At 34.2% G+C, this 23119-nt stretch carries 6 protein-coding genes; all 6 read left to right on the forward strand.

Going from position 1 to position 23119, the window contains the following annotated elements:
* Positions 1-7 precede the first annotated feature (7 nt).
* The 6 genes from AB0T67_RS10865 to AB0T67_RS10890 all read left to right on the forward strand — a co-directional run bounded on the left by AB0T67_RS10865 (position 8) and on the right by AB0T67_RS10890 (position 23118).
* Positions 8-922 carry a PorP/SprF family type IX secretion system membrane protein gene (locus AB0T67_RS10865; RefSeq protein WP_369220319.1) on the forward strand — a complete coding sequence of 305 codons (915 nt, stop codon included), beginning with the start codon at positions 8-10 and terminating at the stop codon, positions 920-922.
* Positions 923-938: 16 nt separating this feature from the next.
* Positions 939-2885, forward strand: a complete 1947-nt coding sequence (locus AB0T67_RS10870) for an OmpA family protein (protein WP_369220320.1) — start codon at positions 939-941, stop codon at positions 2883-2885.
* A 454-nt stretch (positions 2886-3339) separates the two neighbouring features.
* Positions 3340-7923 (forward strand): choice-of-anchor L domain-containing protein, encoded by a 4584-nt coding sequence (locus tag AB0T67_RS10875; RefSeq protein ID WP_369220321.1) that lies wholly within the window; start codon positions 3340-3342, stop codon positions 7921-7923.
* A 10-nt stretch (positions 7924-7933) separates the two neighbouring features.
* Positions 7934-8848, forward strand: coding sequence for a PorP/SprF family type IX secretion system membrane protein (locus AB0T67_RS10880; protein ID WP_369220322.1), 915 nt, complete (start codon positions 7934-7936; stop codon positions 8846-8848).
* Between the two features lie 16 nt (positions 8849-8864).
* Entirely contained in the window at positions 8865-10811 is a 1947-nt protein-coding gene (locus tag AB0T67_RS10885) for an OmpA family protein (protein WP_369220323.1), read from the forward strand.
* Between the two features lie 445 nt (positions 10812-11256).
* A complete protein-coding gene (locus tag AB0T67_RS10890; protein ID WP_369220324.1) occupies positions 11257-23118 on the forward strand; it encodes an Ig-like domain-containing protein in 11862 nt (3953 codons plus the stop codon).
* The last annotated feature ends 1 nt before the right edge of the window (position 23119 follow it).

Here is a 23119-nt window from a genome sequence, read left to right on the forward strand (position 1 = left end):
AAGCGATATGAAAATCAGATATTCAATACTATTAATTCTATGTGTAATAGCCGGAATTAATGCACAACAAGATCCACAGTACACCCAATATATGTACAATACAATGACCGTAAACCCTGCTTATGCAGGGTCCAACGGACACAGTATTATTAATTTATTAGGAAGAACCCAATGGGTTGGTGTCGATGGAGCACCAGATTCACAAACTTTAAGTTATGACACTCCGCTAGGATATAGCGGTGTTGGTTTAGGAGTCAATTTAACGAATGATAGAATAGGTCCAGCGAGTGAAATATTTTTAGATATCAATGGATCTTATACAATTCGAACCAGTGATGAAGGAAATTTAGCTTTTGGATTAAAACTAGGAGGTCGTCATTTAAATGTAGATTGGAGTAAGGGAAGATATCAACATGGAGATGATAAAAACTTAGGTAATAATATCAATAAGTTTTTACCAACAGTAGGAGCAGGATTGTATTATTATACAAGTAATTGGTATTTAGGAGCAGCGATTCCAAACTTTATAAGTACTGAACATTATGATGATGTTAAAGGTGGCGGAAGTGTTGCTGAAGAACGTTTACATTTATTCTTAATAGCAGGATATGTATTCGATTTAAGTGAAAGCATCAAATTTAAACCAGCAGCTTTAGCTAAGGCAGTAAACGGAGCGCCATTATCAATAGATGTATCTGGAAACTTTTTGTTCAATGAGAAATTTACGGCAGGTTTGGCTTGGCGTTGGGATGATTCAATCAGTGCATTGTTAGGTTTTCAGGCAAGTAAAAGTTTGTATTTAGGGTTTGCTTACGATTTAACAAATTCAAATTATAGTAATTATAACTCAGGAACTTATGAAGTAATGTTACGATATGATATGTTTAAAGAGCAAGCATTGAAATCACCAAGATTCTTTTAATATAAAAACTAGGAAAATGAAAAACATACTATACATATTAATCCTATTGTTAAGTACTGCAAGTTTCGGTCAACGAAAATATGCAGCTGATAGGTACTTTAAAGAATTTGCATATAAAAAAGCTGGAGAACTTTATCAATCGATTCATGATAAAGGGGATGATTCATATTTAGTTTTAAGTAGGTTAGGCGATTCCCATTATTTTAATTTTGAATTAGCTAAGGCAGAAGAAAACTATAAAAAACTGATGAGTCTTCATGAAGAAATCGCTTCATCAGAACATTTATTTAGATATGCTCAAGTTTTGAAAAGTAACGGAAAAAATGAGGAATCAGATAAATGGTTACTGAAATTAAAATCAAAAAATGGGACAGATAGCCGTGTTGCTTCTTTAGAGAATAATTCGAATTATTTTGTAGAATATTCAAATAAAGAAAAAACATATATCAATATTCATAATTTATCAAGTAATACTAAGTATTCTGATTTTGGCGGATTTATTTATGAAGATGATTTTTATTTTGCATCTACAAGTCCAAAAACAGATAAGGATAAAAAATTATACAAATGGAATAAACAACCTTATTTGAATATCTATAAAGCGAAGCAAAAAGATATCAAAGAGAAAAAGATTTTAGATGTCGAGAAAAAAACGATGCTAGATGATTTAAGTTCAAAATACCATGAGTCAAATATTATCATTACAAAAAATGGTAAGAAAGCTTATTTTACTCGCGATAATTATGACGGAAAACGATTAAAAGGAGATAAAGATGCAGTATCTCATTTAAAGCTTTATAGTGCAGATAAAATAGATGATTCATGGAAAAATGTAACTGAATTATCATTTAATAGTGATTCATTTTCATGTGGTCATGCAGCTTTAAGTTCAGATGAGAAAACGTTGTATTTTGTATCAGATATGCCAAATGGATTTGGAGCTACAGATATTTATAAAGTTTCTGTTTTAGAAAATAATACTTTTGGTACACCAGAAAATTTAGGACGTACTATTAATACGGAAGGACGTGAAATGTTTCCGTTTGTAGGAAGTGATGATGTATTATATTTTGCATCAGATGGTCATTTAGGATTAGGAGCTTTGGATGTTTTTGAATCACAAATAGAAGCAGGGTTTTATGTTAACCCTGTAAATTTAGGAGCACCAGTAAATGGATCTTCAGATGACTTTGCATTTGTAATAAATGATGCTCATAGTTATGGATTCTTTTCCTCAAACCGAAAAAGTGGTCTAGGCGATGATGATATTTATAGTTTTAGTATCTATAAATGTAAGGAAGATGTCAAAGGAATTATTACAGATTCACGAACAGGAGCGCCAATACAGAATGCATTAGTTCAATTAATGGATGCAAAAGGCGAGGTTATTTTAGAGCAAAAGACAGGACGAACAGGCGCTTATTTATTTGAAAAAATGGATTGTGAAAAGAAGTTTGTAGTTGTAGCATCAAAAGAAAATTACAGAAACAAGAATAAAGATACCGAAACACTAGATATCAATAAAGAAGTAGTTGTAGCGAATCTTAACTTAGAATCTTTAATAGTAGAAGATCAAATAGTAATTAATCCAATTTATTTTGATTTTGATTTATCAAATATTCGAGAAGATGCAGAATATGAATTAGAACATATTGTAACAGTAATGAAATCGAATGTTGATTTAGTAATAAAAATAGAATCGCATACTGATAGCCGAGGTTCAAAGAATTACAATAGAAGTTTATCAGATAGGAGAGCCAAATCAACAAGAGATTATTTAACATCACGAGGAATATCATCAGAAAGGATAGCAAGTGCTATAGGATTTGGAGAAGATAATTTATTAAATAATTGTGATGATGCTAATAGTAGTAAATGTACAGAGGAAGAGCATCAGAAAAATAGACGTTCTTATTTTTACATTGTAAAAGGAAACAAGAATAAAGTAAAAGTGAATAATTAACACGATTTATTTTAGGTTTATAAAAAAAACACGAAGCATTTGCTTCGTGTTTTTTGTTTATAGTAAATAAACTTTTAAGGATTAAAATAAAAATCCATATTGTTGAATATTTATTTTTATTGTTAAAATATGTTAAATATATGTGTATATTATTTTTATTTTAGCTTATGAGTTGTATTTTAGCTTTTTTTTAATGAACTTGTTAAGTTTTTAGTAAAAGTTAAATAGGTTATGTAGTTTTTTGCTTTAAAATTTTTTTATATCTCCCCCCTTTATGAAAAATAGTGTGTAAAAGACTAATTAATCCTTCTTTTAATATTAATAAATAAATTAGATTTTAAGAATTTTTATAATGATTATCTTTTTATTATTAATCTAAGTTATTAAGAAATAAAACCTTTTTTTAACTAAAATCAATGTAGAGTTTAGTTTTATCTAATTTAAATCATTAAACATGAAAGCCTATTTCCTCAAAAAAAACAAACTGTTTTTTTTATTTTTTATTAGTTTACAAAGTATTTACTCTCAAGCTACATTTACAGAAAACCCTATAGCAGAAGCTTTAGCTGCAAAATTACAATCTACAGGTATTGTTATAACAAATCCTGTAATAAGAAATGGAGTAGGTACTCAAATGGCTGTGTTTTCTGATGGTATTGCTGGTGCTGGTCTTGAAATAGATAGCGGTATTGCTTTAACAACTTCTACAGTAACAAGTGCTTTTTCTACAAATAATTTATTGCAGAGTGGTGATAAGCCAGCTAATGGTGTAAGAGTATTTGATATGGATCTTAGACGTATTAATCCTACAGCAACAGATGATGTTGTTATTTTTGAATTTGATTTTGAAAGATTAGCAAATTATAAAGGGGTTTTAGTAGAATATCAATTCGGGTCAGATGAGTACCCTAATTATGTAGGTTCTGTTTATAATGATGTATTTGGTTTTTTTGTTTCTGACCCTACAGGAGCAGATCCAAATGTACCAGATGGTGATTTAAATGGTGATAGTGTGTATGATATAACAGAACAGCCTGCTTTGAATTTAGCAATTGTTCCTGGAACAAATAATGCAGTAGCTATAAATAATATAAATGGTGGTTTTAGAGGTTCTGAAGGAAGCAATTTATCAAATATTACTTTTTTAGATCAGAGTGATTTGTATATAAATAACGGACATACGCCTGATAATGATACAGATCCTAATAATGCAGGTCCTCAAAATACAAATCCTGGACCTTTTCCTGTACATGTTGAATTTAATGGAATAACAAAAAAATTAAAAGCAGATATAGATTTAAAAACTGGTGTTATTTATCATATGAAAATTGCTATTGCCGATGTTGGTGACGCAACTTATGATTCAGGAGTGTTTCTTTCAGGGGTTCGAGGTGTTCCGATAATTGAAACTCAAGATGATGTATGTAGTATTTCAGAACAAGGAGGAGTTGCATTACCTTCTGTTTTGGTAAATGATGTTGTAGCTGGAGTATTAAATCCTTCTTTAGTAAATGTAGATTTATTTCAGGTGAGTTCTACAGGAGCTGGAGTAACTTTAGATACTACTACGGGAGCTATAAATGTAGCTGAAGGAACAACACCAGGAGTATATACTTTAGTTTATAACGCTTGTAGGCCATCACCTTCTAATTGTAAATCTTCTATTGTAACTGTTACAGTATTACCAGATAATGATTTAGATGGAATTATAGATTCTGTTGATTTAGATGATGATAATGATGGTATTTTAGATATTTATGAAGGAGTTTGTGAAATTAATACTACAAACCCAGTAGGTGCTTGGGAAGTGTCTTATTATGCTGGGCATTTTGGGGTGCAAAATGCTGTAAATCCTATAGATAGAGACCCTAAAGATGAAAACAATAATATAGGAACACCAACACTTTACGGTTATGGATTTTATACTTCAAATGGAAAAACATATGAGTTTAATGATCAGAATATAGATAATGCAGTTCCTGATAATCCAATGGAAAGTATTATTGCTAGTGGTGTTAATATTAAAGAAGTAATACCTTATACTCCAACTACTAGTGGTGCGTGGACTATTATTTATAAACGTACAATAGAGAATAATGGAAATATACAAATAGGAGAAGCTAATGGGTATTTTGATGATTTTGCAGAATTATTTATTGATGGGGTTTTAGTAGATTCTATTGATGAGTTTTCACCTAGTTTACCTTTATCCAAAGTTATAAATTCTCCAGTTTTTCCAGGTCAGGTTGTCGAAATTCGTTTAACAAATGGAGCTTCTTTAGGTGGCTTTGTATTTAAAATAGAAACTTCAGGCGAAACAACAGCTCCTGATTGTATTATTAGAGATACAGATAATGACACTATACCTGATTATTTAGATCTTGATTCAGATAATGATGGTTGTAATGATTCTACAGAAGCAGGAGTTGATTTAGTAAATTTAACAGGACCAGTAGGAACTAATGGTATATATGATAATTTAGAAACTTTTCCTGATTCAGGAGTTCTTATAAAGTTAGCAGATATTAATACATATCCTTATGATAGTACTGTTCAATCACCTATTTGTTGTACTATACCAAATGATAATTTAACTGTTAGTGATGATGTAATTTGTCCTACAGAAACAGGTGTAATAACCTTAACAAACACTCAAGTAGGAGTAGTATATCAATTACGTTTAGATAGTAATGATACTAATATAGGAGCTTCTCAATTAGGAACAGGAGCTGATTTAATTTTTAATGTAACTCCATTAAATACAACAACATATAATGTATATGCAGTTGATGGAACTTGTAATGTAGAGTTAGTAGATAAAGCAACGGTAACAGTTAATACTTTACCATCATCACCAATAGTAGGAGTAGTAACACAACCAACGTGTACAGTAGCTACAGGAAGTTTTCAAATTACAGGTTATAATTCAGGTGATACTTATGTCTTTACTCCATCAGTAGTAAATATTTCATCAACAGGATTAGTAACAGCAAATGAAGGAACGTATACATTTACAGTAACAGATACAGATGGAACAGGATGTACTTCATTAGTAAGTTCAAATATTGTAGTAAATACACAACCAGCTACTCCAGCATCACCAGTTGTAGGAGCAATAACACAGCCAACGTGTACAGTAGTTACAGGAAGTTTTCAAATTACAGGGTATGATTCAGATGATACTTATGTATTTACTCCATCGGTAGTAAATATTTCATCAACAGGATTAGTAACAGCAAATGAAGGAACGTATACATTTACAGTAACAGATACAGATGGAACAGGATGTACTTCAACAGCAAGTTCAAATATTGTAGTAAATACACAACCAGCTACTCCATCAGCACCAGTTGTAGGAGCAGTAACACAGCCAATGTGTACAGTAGCTACAGGAAGTTTTCAAATTACAGGTTATGATTTAGGTGATACTTATGTATTTACTCCATCAGTAGTAAATATTTCATCAACAGGATTAGTAACAGCAAATGAAGGAACGTATACATTTACAGTAACAGATACAGATGGAACAGGATGTACATCAACAGCAAGCTCAAATATTGTAGTAGATACACAACCAGTTACTCCATTAGCACCAATAGCAGGAGTAGTAACACAGCCAACGTGTACAGTAGTTACAGGAAGTTTTCAAATTACAGGTTATGATTCAGATGATACTTATGTATTTACTCCATCGGTAGTAAATATTTCATCAACAGGATTAGTAACAGTAAATGAAGGAACGTATACATTTACAGTAACAGATACAGATGGAACAGGATGTACATCAACAGTAAGTTCAAATATTGTAGTAAATACACAACCAGCTACTCCATCATCACCAGTTGTAGGATTAGTAACACAGCCAACGTGTACAGTAGTTACAGGAAGTTTTCAAATTACAGGTTATGATTCAGGTGATACTTATGTATTTACTCCATCGGTAGTAAATATTTCATCAACAGGATTAGTAACAGCAAATGAAGGAACGTATACATTTACAGTAATAGATACAGATGGAACAGGATGTACTTCATTAGCAAGTTCAAATATTGTAGTAGATACACAACCATTATGTATTACAATAGCTACAGATGATAATTTTACTGGAGCTGAAGATTATGATATAACAGGTAATATTATAACTGAAGATAATGGAAATGGAATAGATAGTGATACAGAAAATGATTTGTTAACAGTTGCTAGTGCAACAGTAGATATTGATGGAGATGGAATTTCAGATGTATTACCGTTAGATACAGTTACATTATTAAATGGAATTGGAGAAATAACATTAAATACAGATGGTGTATTGCTTTTTGAACCTGTATTAAATTATAATGGAGTACTACCAGTAATTAATTATATTGTAACAGATGGAGTTAATATTGATGATGCTAATATTCTAATTACAGTTAATTCTGTTATAGATCCAATTGAAGCAATGGATGATGATTATACAGATATCAATATTATTGACACTAATATAGATGTAACAACAAATGATACATTAAATGGATTACCTGTTATTTTAGGTACTGAATTAGGAGAGGCAACTTTAATACCTGATTCAAACAATGAACCTGGATTTACTTTTAATTCTGATGGAACTATTACTGTAGATTTAAATATGATATCAGGAATATATGATTTAGAGTATCAAATATGTGAAAATGGAGAAATACCAACTAATTGTGATACAGCAACTGTAACTGTTTTTGTTAATAATCCTACAAATCCATGTGGTATTCCATATAATATTATAACTCCTGATAATGATGGAGATAATGATTCTTTTTACATTTCGTGTATTGATAAACCAGAATATGCAAATAATACTGTAGAGATTTTCAATAGATGGGGTAATACTGTTTACCAAGCTTCAGGATATAATAATAAAGATGTATCCTTTAAAGGAATTTCAAATGGAAGTTTAACAATTAGTGTTGATGAGAAATTACCACCAGGTACTTATTATTATGTAATAAATTTAGGTGATGGTTCAAAACCAAAAGTAGGATGGTTATACATTAACAGATAAAAAAAGCGATATGAAAATTAAATATTCAATATTATTAATTCTATTCGTTGTAATAGCAATTAATGCACAACAAGATCCACAGTACACACAGTATATGTATAACACAATGACCGTAAACCCTGCTTATGCAGGGTCTAACGGACATCGTATCATAAATTTATTAGGACGAACTCAATGGGTTGGCGTAGATGGAGCACCAGATTCTCAAACCTTAAGTTATGATACTCCGCTAGGATATAGTGGTGTTGGTTTAGGAGTAAATTTAACAAATGATAGAATCGGTCCATCCAATGAAATTTATTTAGATATTAATGGATCTTATACAATTCGAACTAGTGATGACGGAAATTTATCATTTGGATTAAAATTAGGAGGTCGTCATTTAAATGTAGATTGGAGTAAGGGAAGATATCAACATGGAGATGATAAAAACTTAGGTAATAATATCAATAAGTTTTTACCAACAGTTGGAGCTGGATTGTATTATTATACAAGTAATTGGTATTTAGGAGCAGCCATTCCAAACTTTATAAGTACTGAACATTATGACGATGTTCAAAAAGGAGGAGGTGTTGCCGAAGAGCGTTTACACTTATTTTTAATAGCAGGATATGTATTCGATTTAAGTGAAAGCATCAAATTTAAACCAGCAGTTTTAAGTAAAGCAGTAAAAGGAGCTCCTTTATCAATAGATGTTTCAGCTAACTTTTTATTCAATGAAAAATTTACAGCAGGATTGGCTTGGCGTTGGGATGATTCTATTAGTGCTTTGTTAGGATTTCAAGCAAATAAAAGCTTATATTTAGGATTAGCTTATGATTTAACGAATTCAAACTATAGTAATTATAACTCAGGTACTTATGAAGTAATGCTGCGTTATGAGATGTTTAAAGAGCAAGCTTTAAAGTCACCAAGATTCTTTTAACAAAAAAAACAGCAACATGAAAAACACACTATACATATTAATTTTATTGATAAGTAGCTCTATTTTTGGTCAACGAAAATATGCTGCGAATCGTTACTTTAAGGAATTTGCATACAAAAAATCATCAGAATTATATCAATCAATTCATGATAAAGGCGATGATTCGTATTTAGTTTTAAGTCGCTTAGGAGATTCATATTATCATAATTTTGAATTAACAAAAGCAGAAGAGAGCTATCGTAAATTAATGGCTTCTCATGAGTCAGTAGCTTTATCAAAGCATTTATTCAGGTACTCACAAGTTTTAAAAAGTAATGGTAAGAATTCAGAATCAGATAAATGGTTACTGAAGTTAAAAACAAAAAATGGTACTGATAGCCGAGTTGCAGCTTTAGAGAGTAATTCGAATTATTTTGTAGAATATTCGAATAAAGAAAAAACATATATTAATATTCATAATTTATCGAGTAATACCAAGTATTCAGATTTTGGCGGATTTATTTATGAAGATGATTTTTATTTTGCATCTACAAGTCCTAAAACAGATAAGGATAAAAAATTATACAAATGGAATAAACAACCTTATTTGAATATCTATAAAGCGAAGCAAAAAGATATCAAAGATAAAAAGACATTAGATGTCGAGAAAAAAACGATGTTGTCAGATTTAAGTTCAAAGTATCATGATTCAAATATAATTATGACAAAAGATGGTAATAGAGCTTATTTTACAAGAGATAATTATGATGGAAAACGATTAAAAGGAGATAAAGATGCAGTATCTCATTTAAAGCTTTATAGTGCAGATAAAATAGATGATTCATGGAAAAATGTAACTGAATTACCATTTAATAGTGATTTGTATTCATGTGGTCATGCTGCTTTAAGTTCAGATGAAAAAACATTATATTTTGTATCTGATATGCCAAATGGGTTTGGAGGAACAGATTTATATAAAGTATCTGTTTTAGAAAATAATACTTTTGGTACACCAGAGAATTTAGGAAAAACAATCAACACAGAAGGACGTGAAATGTTTCCATTTGTAGGAAGTGATGATGTATTATATTTTGCATCAGATGGTCATTTAGGTTTAGGAGCTTTAGATGTTTTTGAATCACAAATAGAAGGAGGAGTTTATACTAACCCAGTTAATTTAGGAGCTCCGATTAATGGATCATCAGATGATTTTGCATTTGTAATAAATGATGCTCATAGTTATGGGTTCTTTTCCTCAAACCGAAAAAGTGGAGAAGGAGATGATGATATTTATAGTTTTAGTATCTATAAATGTAAGGAAGATATAAAAGGAGTAATTACCGATTCACGAACAGGTTTACCAATTCAGAATGCATTAGTTCAATTAATGGATGAAAAAGGTGAGTTAGTTTTAGAGCAAAAAACAGGACGAACAGGCGCTTATTTATTTAAACAAATGGAGTGTGAGAATAATTTTGTAGTTGTAGCATCAAAAGAAAATTATCGAAACAAGAATAAAGATACCGAAACATTAGATGTAAATAAAGAAGTTATTGTAGAAAATCTTAGTTTAGAATCCTTAATAGTGGAAGATCAGATAGTAATTAATCCAATTTATTTTGATTTTGATTTATCAAATATTCGCGAAGATGCAGAGTATGAATTAGAACATATTGTAACAGTAATGAAAGGGAATGTTGATTTATTTATCAAAATAGAATCGCATACTGATAGTAGAGGTTCAAAGAATTACAACAGAAGTTTATCAGATAGGAGAGCAAAATCAACAAGAGATTATTTAATATCACGAGGAATTTCATCAGAAAGGATAGCAAGTGCTATAGGATTTGGAGAAGATAATTTATTAAATAATTGTGATGATGCTAATAGTAGTAAATGTACAGAGGAAGAGCATCAGAAAAATAGACGTTCTTATTTTTACATTGTAAAAGGAAACAAGAATAAAGTAAAAGTGAATAATTAATACGATTTATTTTAGGCTTAAAACAAAAAACACGAAGCATTTGCTTCGTGTTTTTTGTTTTATTTTTTTGAAAAGCTTTTAAAATATTGCTTTTTAATGTTATTAAATTGTAAATTAATTGACTCCTATTTGTTTATTTTTTTTGAATCTTTAGTGAAAAGGTTTTTTGGTGTATTATTATTTAATAAAATTAGTTGTTTTTTGAGTATTTATTCCTATTTTTAGTAAAAAATAATACTTATTGTATTTTTTTGAAATCAAAAATGTTAAACAAAAAAATATACTTAATAATCAGTATATTATAAATTTAATTAAATTAGCCTATTAAATAAATTAACTTTTTGCTATAAGTTAATTTATATAATGGTTAATAAATATTAATCTTATTTACGGTACTTATCATTTTTTTAAGATGATACAGAAGTTTAATTTTAAAAATTTTTTTATGGAGAATTATTACTATTTAATTAAAAACAAAGTGTTATTAAAAAGCTATTTTATAGCTTTTTTAATAGCAGCTTTTATGCTGATGCCTTCTTTGGTATCCGCCCAATGTGCTAATGGAAGCTATGATGAAATTCAGTATGCAACAGGTGGTTCTGCAACTAATGCTTTAGGAGCTCCTAATGGTACTGAACAAACACACTGGTATAGTATACCTAATTTAGAGTACACAAATACCTTTACAGGTGATGCTATAGTTGTTATAACAGCTAGGTTAAGAAATGATATGAATCATTTAGTAGGTTCAACATATAAAATTTCATTTAGTACAGATAGTTTTACTTATACAACACCTGTTGTGTTAACTGATGTATTTCCTGATGTAGATTTACCTATCTCTGCGGATTATGTTGAACTTACTTACACAATTCCTTCATCTGTAACAGATTTATATAAATATATTCGAATAGAAGTAGGAGTAAGTAATGATGGTTTAGATTCACGTATAGATGCAGTAGCAGTCCAAACACCAACCTGTTATACTTGTGAAGCAGGTGCTGATGCTCCTGTTTTAGGCGTAAATAAAGGCGGAGGAAGTCCTACATTTGATTTAACATCAGTAATGAGTGGAGCTGGCCCTTCGGGAACTTCAGTAAGTTGGCATACAGCTACTCCAGCAACTACAGCAAATTTAGTGGCAACGCCTTCTAGTGCTGCTATTGGTGCTTATTATGCAGCTTTTTATCATGCTGGTTCAGATTGTTATAGTTATTATACAGCTACTTTTAATGTGATAGCAGATAATGATAATGATGGTATTGAAGACATTATAGATGTAGATGATGACAATGATGGTATTTTAGATATTATTGAATGTCCTACGTCAGATTTTTTTATAAGTGGAAATTTTAATTATACAGATACCGAATTACCTGGTAAAATTATAGGGCATGATGGTGTAACAGAGTTTAAAGATAGAATAAATGGAGTAGATTTTAATGGTACAACAGGTAGTACAGGTATGTATGAAGGTTGGAATTTTGATTTCGGAACACCAGACTGGTCAGAAGGACAATATTTAGCAGGTTCCGATCCAAATGATCCAAGGTTAGGGTTTCCTAATATGTATAATATAAATGTAAAACCGTCTGGTAATGGAGGTACTTTTGTTATTTTTTCATTAAGTGGAGAAGGATTAGAAAATGAAATAACGACTCTAACAATTGGTAAGACTTATCAAATGGAATTTGAAATGGGTTCTTTACCTAGTTATAGAAATCACCCAGCAGCATACTCATATGATCCTACACAAATAGTTTATGGTTTTGTTGATGGTGGGTCTGGTACAGGTGCAAATGTTTTATATGAAACACCTCTTGATACTACGATATATCCTTTCCCTGCTACAACACCAGATGTATCAGAAGAATGGGATCCACATTGGAAAAAATACCGTATTGTATTTGAAGCTACATCAACAACAGTTAAATATAGATTTCAGTTAAATAATGAAACTGTAATAGTCGTAGATGGTTTTTCTTTAAGAGAGATAGACGATTCATGTACAAATGATACAAATACAAATTCAGATGGAGATAGCTGTAGTGACTCTATTGAAGCAGGAATTGACGTTGCTAATTTAACAGGAACAGTAGGAGATAATGGTTTATATGATGCTTTAGAAACAGCACCAGATTCTGGTATTCTTACAACACCTGCAGATGTTAGTACTTTTCCTTATGATGGAGGTGTACAAGCACCAGCTTGTTCGGTATGTACTCCCCCTGATGATAGTTTAGCGGTTAGTGATGATTCTATTTGCCCAACAGCTACAGGAACTATAACATTAACAAGTGCTCAAGTAGGTGTTACATATCAATTACGTTTAGACAGTAATGATAGTAATGTCGGAGCATCTCAAGTAGGAGCAGGAGCTGATTTAACTTTTAATGTAACACCAGCCTCAACAACTGTTTATAATTTATATGCGGTTGATGGAGCTTGTAATGTTGAATTAACAGATAAATCAACAGTAACAGTAAATATAACACCAAGTGCACCAGCAGCAACGGATGTAGATCCAACATGTGCTGTAGCAACAGGAAGTGTAAGTGTAACGAGTCCAGTAGGAACATCAACATATACATTAACAGGAACAGCGCCAGTAGTAGCAGCTCAAACAGGTACAAGTTTTACGACTTTAGCAGCTGGTACGTATAGTTTAACAGAGACGAATGCAGCTGGATGTACTTCTCCAGCCTTATCAATAACTATTGATGCGCAACCAGCAACACCAAGTGCACCAGCAGCAACGGATGTAGATCCAACATGTGCTGTAGCAACAGGAAGTGTAAGTGTAACGAGTCCAGTAGGAACATCAACATATACATTAACAGGAACAGCGCCAGTAGTAGCAGCTCAAACGGGAACAAGTTTTTCAAGTTTAGCAGCTGGTACCTATAGTTTAACAGAGACGAATGCAGCTGGATGTATCTCAGCAGCAACTACAATTACTATAGATGCGCAACCAGCAACACCAAGTGCACCAGCAGCAACGGATGTAGATCCAACATGTGCTGTAGCAACAGGAAGTGTAAGTGTAACGAGTCCAGTAGGAACATCAACATATACATTAACAGGAACAGCGCCAGTAGTAGCAGCTCAAACAGGTACAAGTTTTACGACTTTAGCAGCTGGTACGTATAGTTTAACAGAGACGAATGCAGCTGGATGTATCTCAGCAGCAACTACAATTACTATAGATGCGCAACCAGCAACACCAAGTGCACCAGCAGCAACGGATGTAGATCCAACATGTGCTGTAGCAACAGGAAGTGTAAGTGTAACGAGTCCAGTAGGAACATCAACATATACATTAACAGGAACAGCGCCAGTAGTAGCAGCTCAAACAGGTACAAGTTTTACGACTTTAGCAGCTGGTACGTATAGTTTAACAGAGACGAATGCAGCTGGATGTACTTCTCCAGCCTTATCAATAACTATTGATGCGCAACCAGCAACACCAAGTGCACCAGCAGCAACGGATGTAGATCCAACATGTGCTGTAGCAACAGGAAGTGTAAGTGTAACGAGTCCAGTAGGAACATCAACATATACATTAACAGGAACAGCGCCAGTAGTAGCAGCTCAAACGGGAACAAGTTTTACGACTTTAGCAGCTGGTACGTATAGTTTAACAGAGACGAATGCAGCTGGATGTATCTCAGCAGCAACTACAATTACTATAGATGCGCAACCAGCAACACCAAGTGCACCAGCAGCAACGGATGTAGATCCAACATGTGCTGTAGCAACAGGAAGTGTAAGTGTAACGAGTCCAGTAGGAACATCAACATATACATTAACAGGAACAGCGCCAGTAGTAGTAGCTCAAACGGGAACAAGTTTTTCAAGTTTAGCAGCTGGTACGTATAGTTTAACAGAGACGAATGCAGCTGGATGTATCTCAGCAACAACTACAATTACTATAGATGCGCAACCAGCAACACCAAGTGCACCAGCAGCAACGGATGTAGATCCAACATGTGCTGTAGCAACAGGAAGTGTAAGTGTAACGAGTCCAGTAGGAACATCAACATATACATTAACAGGAACAGCGCCAGTAGTAGCAGCTCAAACAGGTACAAGTTTTACGACTTTAGCAGCTGGTACGTATAGTTTAACAGAGACGAATGCAGCTGGATGTATCTCAGCAGCAACTACAATTACTATAGATGCGCAACCAGCAACACCAAGTGCACCAGCAGCAACGGATGTAGATCCAACATGTGCTGTAGCAACAGGAAGTGTAAGTGTAACGAGTCCAGTAGGAACATCAACATATACATTAACAGGAACAGCGCCAGTAGTAGCAGCTCAAACAGGTACAAGTTTTACGACTTTAGCAGCTGGTACGTATAGTTTAACAGAGACGAATGCAGCTGGATGTACTTCTCCAGCCTTATCAATAACTATTGATGCGCAACCAAACTGTCCACCTGTAGCACAAGATGATACAGCAAGTACAACAGTTGATGCCTTAGTAAATTTAGATGTTTTAGCATCTAACGGAAATGGCGTTGATGCTGATGCAGATAATGATCCTTTAACAATTACAGATATCAATGGAACTACTCCAGTTGTAGGAACAGCAATATCAGTAACAGGAGGAACGGTAACATTATTAGCAAATGGAACATTAGATATCCAACCTGATGGAACAGGAGCTGCAATTACTTTCCCATATACTATTAGTGATGGAAATGGCGGAACAGATACAGCGAATGTTGATGTATCAATCGGAAATACAGCACCAGTAGCACAAGATGATACAGCAAGTACAACAGTTGATGCCTTAGTAAATTTAGATGTTTTAGCATCTAACGGAAATGGCGTTGATGCTGATGTAGATAATGATCCTTTAACAATTACAGATATCAATGGAACTACTCCAGTTGTAGGAACAGCAATATCAGTAACAGGAGGAACGGTAACATTATTAGCAAATGGAACATTAGATATCCAACCTGATGGAACAGGAACTGCAATTACTTTCCCATATACTATTAGTGATGGAAATGGCGGAACAGATACAGCGAATGTTGATGTAGCAATCGGAAATACAGCACCAGTAGCACAAGATGATACAGCAAGCACAACAGTTGATGCCTTAGTAAATTTAGATGTTTTAGCATCTAACGGAAATGGCGTTGATGCTGATGCAGATAATGACCCTTTAACAATTATAGATATCAATGGAACTACTCCAGTTGTAGGAACAGCAATATCAGTAACAGGAGGAACGGTAACATTATTAGCAAATGGAACATTAGATATCCAACCTGATGGAACAGGAACTGCAATTACTTTCCCATATACTATTAGTGATGGAAATGGCGGAACAGATACAGCGAATGTTGATGTATCAATCGGAAATACAGCACCAGTAGCACAAGATGATACAGCAAGTACAACAGTTGATGCCTTAGTAAATTTAGATGTTTTAGCATCTAACGGAAATGGCGTTGATGCTGATGTAGATAATGATCCTTTAACAATTACAGATATCAATGGAACTACTCCAGTTGTAGGAACAGCAATATCAGTAACAGGAGGAACGGTAACATTATTAGCAAATGGAACATTAGATATCCAACCTGATGGAACAGGAACTGCAATTACTTTCCCATATACTATTAGTGATGGAAATGGCGGAACAGATACAGCGAATGTTGATGTATCAATCGGAAATACAGCACCAGTAGCACAAGATGATACAGCAAGCACAACAGTTGATGCCTTAGTAAATTTAGATGTTTTAGCATCTAACGGAAATGGCGTTGATGCTGATGCAGATAATGACCCTTTAACAATTACAGATATCAATGGAACTACTCCAGTTGTAGGAACAGCAATATCAGTAACAGGAGGAACGGTAACATTATTAGCAAATGGAACATTAGATATCCAACCTGATGGAACAGGAGCTGCAATTACTTTCCCATATACTATTAGTGATGGAAATGGCGGAACAGATACAGCGAATGTTGATGTATCAATCGGAAATACAGCACCAGTAGCACAAGATGATACAGCAAGTACAACAGTTGATGCCTTAGTAAATTTAGATGTTTTAGCATCTAACGGAAATGGCGTTGATGCTGATGCAGATAATGACCCTTTAACAATTATAGATATCAATGGAACTACTCCAGTTGTAGGAACAGCAATATCAGTAACAGGAGGAACGGTAACATTATTAGCAAATGGAACATTAGATATCCAACCTGATGGAACAGGAGCTGCAATTACTTTCCCATATACTATTAGTGATGGAAATGGCGGAACAGATACAGCGAATGTTGATGTAGCAATCGGAAATACAGCACCAGTTGCACAAGATGATACAGCAAGCACAACAGTTGATGCCTTAGTAAATTTAGATGTTTTAGCATCTAACGGAAATGGCGTTGATGCTGATGCAGATAATGACCCTTTAACAATTATAGATATCAATGGAACTACTCCAGTTGTAGGAACAGCAATATCAGTAACAGGAGGAACGGTAACATTATTATCAGATGGAACATTAGATATTCAACCTGATGGAACAGGAGCTGCAATTACTTTCCCATATACTATTAGTGATGGAAATGGCGGAACAGATACAGCGAATGTTGATGTAGCAATCGGAAATACAGCACCAGTTGCACAAGATGATACAGCAAGCACAACAGTTGATGCCTTAGTAAATTTAGATGTTTTAGCATCTAACGGAAATGGCGTTGATGCTGATGCAGATAATGACCCTTTAACAATTATAGATATCAATGGAACTACTCCAGTTGTAGGAACTCCAATATCAGTAACAGGAGGAACGGTAACATTATTAGCAAATGGAACATTAGATATCCAACCTGATGGAACAGGAGCTGCAATTACTTTCCCATATACTATTAGTGATGGAAATGGCGGAACAGATACAGCGAATGTTGATGTAGCAATCGGAAATACAGCACCAGTTGCACAAGATGATACAGCAAGCACAACAGTTGATGCCTTAGTAAATTTAGATGTTTTAGCATCTAACGGAAATGGCGTTGATGCTGATGCAGATAATGACCCTTTAACAATTATAGATATCAATGGAACTACTCCAGTTGTAGGAACAGCAATATCAGTAACAGGAGGAACGGTAACATTATTAGCAAATGGAACATTAGATATCCAACCTGATGGAACAGGAGCTGCAATTACTTTCCCATATACTATTAGTGATGGAAATGGCGGAACAGATACAGCGAATGTTGATGTAGCAATCGGAAATACAGCACCAGTTGCACAAGATGATACAGCAAGCACAACAGTTGATGCCTTAGTAAATTTAGATGTTTTAGCATCTAACGGAAATGGCGTTGATGCTGATGCAGATAATGACCCTTTAACAATTATAGATATCAATGGAACTACTCCAGTTGTAGGAACAGCAATATCAGTAACAGGAGGAACGGTAACATTATTAGCAAATGGAACATTAGATATCCAACCTGATGGAACAGGAGCTGCAATTACTTTCCCATATACTATTAGTGATGGAAATGGCGGAACAGATACAGCGAATGTTGATGTAGCAATCGGAAATACAGCACCAGTTGCACAAGATGATACAGCAAGCACAACAGTTGATGCCTTAGTAAATTTAGATGTTTTAGCATCTAACGGAAATGGCGTTGATGCTGATGCAGATAATGACCCTTTAACAATTATAGATATCAATGGAACTACTCCAGTTGTAGGAACAGCAATATCAGTAACAGGAGGAACGGTAACATTATTATCAGATGGAACATTAGATATTCAACCTGATGGAACAGGAGCTGCAATTACTTTCCCATATACTATTAGTGATGGAAATGGCGGAACAGATACAGCGAATGTTGATGTAGCAATCGGAAATACAGCACCAGTAGCACAAGATGATACAGCAAGCACAACAGTTGATGCCTTAGTAAATTTAGATGTTTTAGCATCTAACGGAAATGGCGTTGATGCTGATGCAGATAATGACCCTTTAACAATTATAGATATCAATGGAACTACTCCAGTTGTAGGAACAGCAATATCAGTAACAGGAGGAACGGTAACATTATTATCAGATGGAACATTAGATATCCAACCTGATGGAACAGGAGCTGCAATTACTTTCCCATATACTATTAGTGATGGAAATGGCGGAACAGATACAGCGAATGTTGATGTAGCAATCGGAAATACAGCACCAGTTGCACAAGATGATACAGCAAGCACAACAGTTGATGCCTTAGTAAATTTAGATGTTTTAGCATCTAACGGAAATGGCGTTGATGCTGATGCAGATAATGACCCTTTAACAATTATAGATATCAATGGAACTACTCCAGTTGTAGGAACAGCAATATCAGTAACAGGAGGAACGGTAACATTATTAGCAAATGGAACATTAGATATCCAACCTGATGGAACAGGAGCTGCAATTACTTTCCCATATACTATTAGTGATGGAAATGGCGGAACAGATACAGCGAATGTTGATGTAGCAATCGGAAATACAGCACCAGTTGCACAAGATGATACAGCAAGCACAACAGTTGATGCCTTAGTAAATTTAGATGTTTTAGCATCTAACGGAAATGGCGTTGATGCTGATGCAGATAATGACCCTTTAACAATTATAGATATCAATGGAACTACTCCAGTTGTAGGAACAGCAATATCAGTAACAGGAGGAACGGTAACATTATTAGCAAATGGAACATTAGATATCCAACCTGATGGAACAGGAGCTGCAATTACTTTCCCATATACTATTAGTGATGGAAATGGCGGAACAGATACAGCGAATGTTGATGTAGCAATCGGAAATACAGCACCAGTTGCACAAGATGATACAGCAAGCACAACAGTTGATGCCTTAGTAAATTTAGATGTTTTAGCATCTAACGGAAATGGCGTTGATGCTGATGCAGATAATGACCCTTTAACAATTATAGATATCAATGGAACTACTCCAGTTGTAGGAACTCCAATATCAGTAACAGGAGGAACGGTAACATTATTAGCAAATGGAACATTAGATATCCAACCTGATGGAACAGGAGCTGCAATTACTTTCCCATATACTATTAGTGATGGAAATGGCGGAACAGATACAGCGAATGTTGATGTAGCAATCGGAAATACAGCACCAGTAGCACAAGATGATACAGCAAGCACAACAGTTGATGCCTTAGTAAATTTAGATGTTTTAGCATCTAACGGAAATGGCGTTGATGCTGATGCAGATAATGACCCTTTAACAATTATAGATATCAATGGAACTACTCCAGTTGTAGGAACAGCAATATCAGTAACAGGAGGAACGGTAACATTATTAGCAAATGGAACATTAGATATCCAACCTGATGGAACAGGAGCTGCAATTACTTTCCCATATACTATTAGTGATGGAAATGGCGGAACAGATACAGCGAATGTTGATGTATCAATCGGAAATACAGCACCAGTTGCACAAGATGATACAGCAAGTACAACAGTTGATGCCTTAGTAAATTTAGATGTTTTAGCATCTAACGGAAATGGCGTTGATGCTGATGCAGACAATGATCCTTTAACAATTACAGATATCAATGGAACTACTCCAGTTGTAGGAACAGCAATATCAGTAACAGGAGGAACGGTAACATTATTAGCAAATGGAACATTAGATATCCAACCTGATGGAACAGGAGCTGCAATTACTTTCCCATATACTATTAGTGATGGAAATGGCGGAACAGATACAGCGAATGTTGATGTATCAATCGGAAATACAGCACCAGTAGCACAAGATGATACAGCAAGTACAACAGTTGATGCCTTAGTAAATTTAGATGTTTTAGCATCTAACGGAAATGGCGTTGATGCTGATGCAGACAATGATCCTTTAACAATTACAGATATCAATGGAACTACTCCAGTTGTAGGAACAGCAATATCAGTAACAGGAGGAACGGTAACATTATTAGCAAATGGAACATTAGATATCCAACCTGATGGAACAGGAGCTGCAATTACTTTCCAATATACTATTAGTGATGGAAATGGCGGAACAGATACAGCGAATGTTGATGTAGCAATCGGAAATACAGCACCAGTTGCAGAAGATGATACAGCAAGCACAACAGTTGATGCCTTAGTAAATTTAGATGTTTTAGCATCTAACGGAAATGGCGTTGATGCTGATGCAGATAATGACCCTTTAACAATTATAGATATCAATGGAACTACTCCAGTTGTAGGAACAGCAATATCAGTAACAGGAGGAACGGTAACATTATTATCAGATGGAACATTAGATATTCAACCTGATGGAACAGGAGCTGCAATTACTTTCCCATATACTATTAGTGATGGAAATGGCGGAACAGATACAGCGAATGTTGATGTAGCAATCGGAAATACAGCACCAGTAGCACAAGATGATACAGCAAGCACAACAGTTGATGCCTTAGTAAATTTAGATGTTTTAGCATCTAACGGAAATGGCGTTGATGCTGATGCAGATAATGACCCTTTAACAATTATAGATATCAATGGAACTACTCCAGTTGTAGGAACAGCAATATCAGTAACAGGAGGAACGGTAACATTATTAGCAAATGGAACATTAGATATCCAACCTGATGGAACAGGAGTTGCAATTACTTTCCCATATACTATTAGTGATGGAAATGGCGGAACAGATACAGCGAATGTTGATGTAGCAATCGGAAATACAGCACCAGTTGCACAAGATGATACAGCAAGCACAACAGTTGATGCCTTAGTAAATTTAGATGTTTTAGCATCTAACGGAAATGGCGTTGATGCTGATGCAGATAATGACCCTTTAACAATTATAGATATCAATGGAACTACTCCAGTTGTAGGAACTCCAATATCAGTAACAGGAGGAACGGTAACATTATTAGCAAATGGAACATTAGATATCCAACCTGATGGAACAGGAGCTGCAATTACTTTCCCATATACTATTAGTGATGGAAATGGCGGAACAGATACAGCGAATGTTGATGTAGCAATCGGAAATACAGCACCAGTTGCACAAGATGATACAGCAAGCACAACAGTTGATGCCTTAGTAAATTTAGATGTTTTAGCATCTAACGGAAATGGCGTTGATGCTGATGCAGATAATGACCCTTTAACAATTATAGATATCAATGGAACTACTCCAGTTGTAGGAACAGCAATATCAGTAACAGGAGGAACGGTAACATTATTAGCAAATGGAACATTAGATATCCAACCTGATGGAACAGGAGCTGCAATTACTTTCCCATATACTATTAGTGATGGAAATGGCGGAACAGATACAGCGAATGTTGATGTAGCAATCGGAAATACAGCACCAGTTGCACAAGATGATACAGCAAGCACAACAGTTGATGCCTTAGTAAATTTAGATGTTTTAGCATCTAACGGAAATGGCGTTGATGCTGATGCAGATAATGACCCTTTAACAATTATAGATATCAATGGAACTACTCCAGTTGTAGGAACTCCAATATCAGTAACAGGAGGAACGGTAACATTATTAGCAAATGGAACATTAGATATCCAACCTGATGGAACAGGAACAGAAATTACTTTCCCATATACTATTAGTGATGGAAACGGAGGAACTGATACTGCAGATATTGATGTAAAAATTGAGTTACCTAATACTATAACTGCTATTGATGATAATTATACTTCAACACCTATAACGATAGGAAATGATACTCCATCAGTAACAATTAATGATACATTAAATGGAATACCAGTTACTTTAGGAACAGGAGTAGGAGAAGTATCATTGTTACCAGATCCAAATGGAACTAATAATGATGGGTTTACTTTTAATTCAGATGGAACTATAAGTATAGGTTTAGATGTAGAAGGAGGAACTCATGTTTTAGAATATCAAATTTGTGAAAATGGTGCATTACCTATCAACTGTAAGATAGCAACAGTTACTATTTTAGTAAATACAGATACAAATCCATGTGGTACACCATATAATATTATGACACCAGATAACGATGGAGATAATGATGCTTTTTTCATCTCATGTATTGACAAGCCAGAATATGCTAAGAATACTGTAGAGATTTTTAATAGATGGGGAAATACCGTTTATAAAGCTTCAGGATATAATAATGAAAGTGTAGCCTTTACAGGGATTTCAAATGGAAGATCAACCATTAGTGTTGATGAGAAATTACCACCAGGAACTTATTATTATGTTATCGATTTAGGAGATGGTTCAAAACCAAAAGTAGGATGGTTATACATTAATAGATAAA

Source organism: Tenacibaculum salmonis (genome assembly GCF_041053065.1).
GTDB classification, from domain to species: Bacteria; Bacteroidota; Bacteroidia; order Flavobacteriales; family Flavobacteriaceae; genus Polaribacter; species Polaribacter pacificus_A.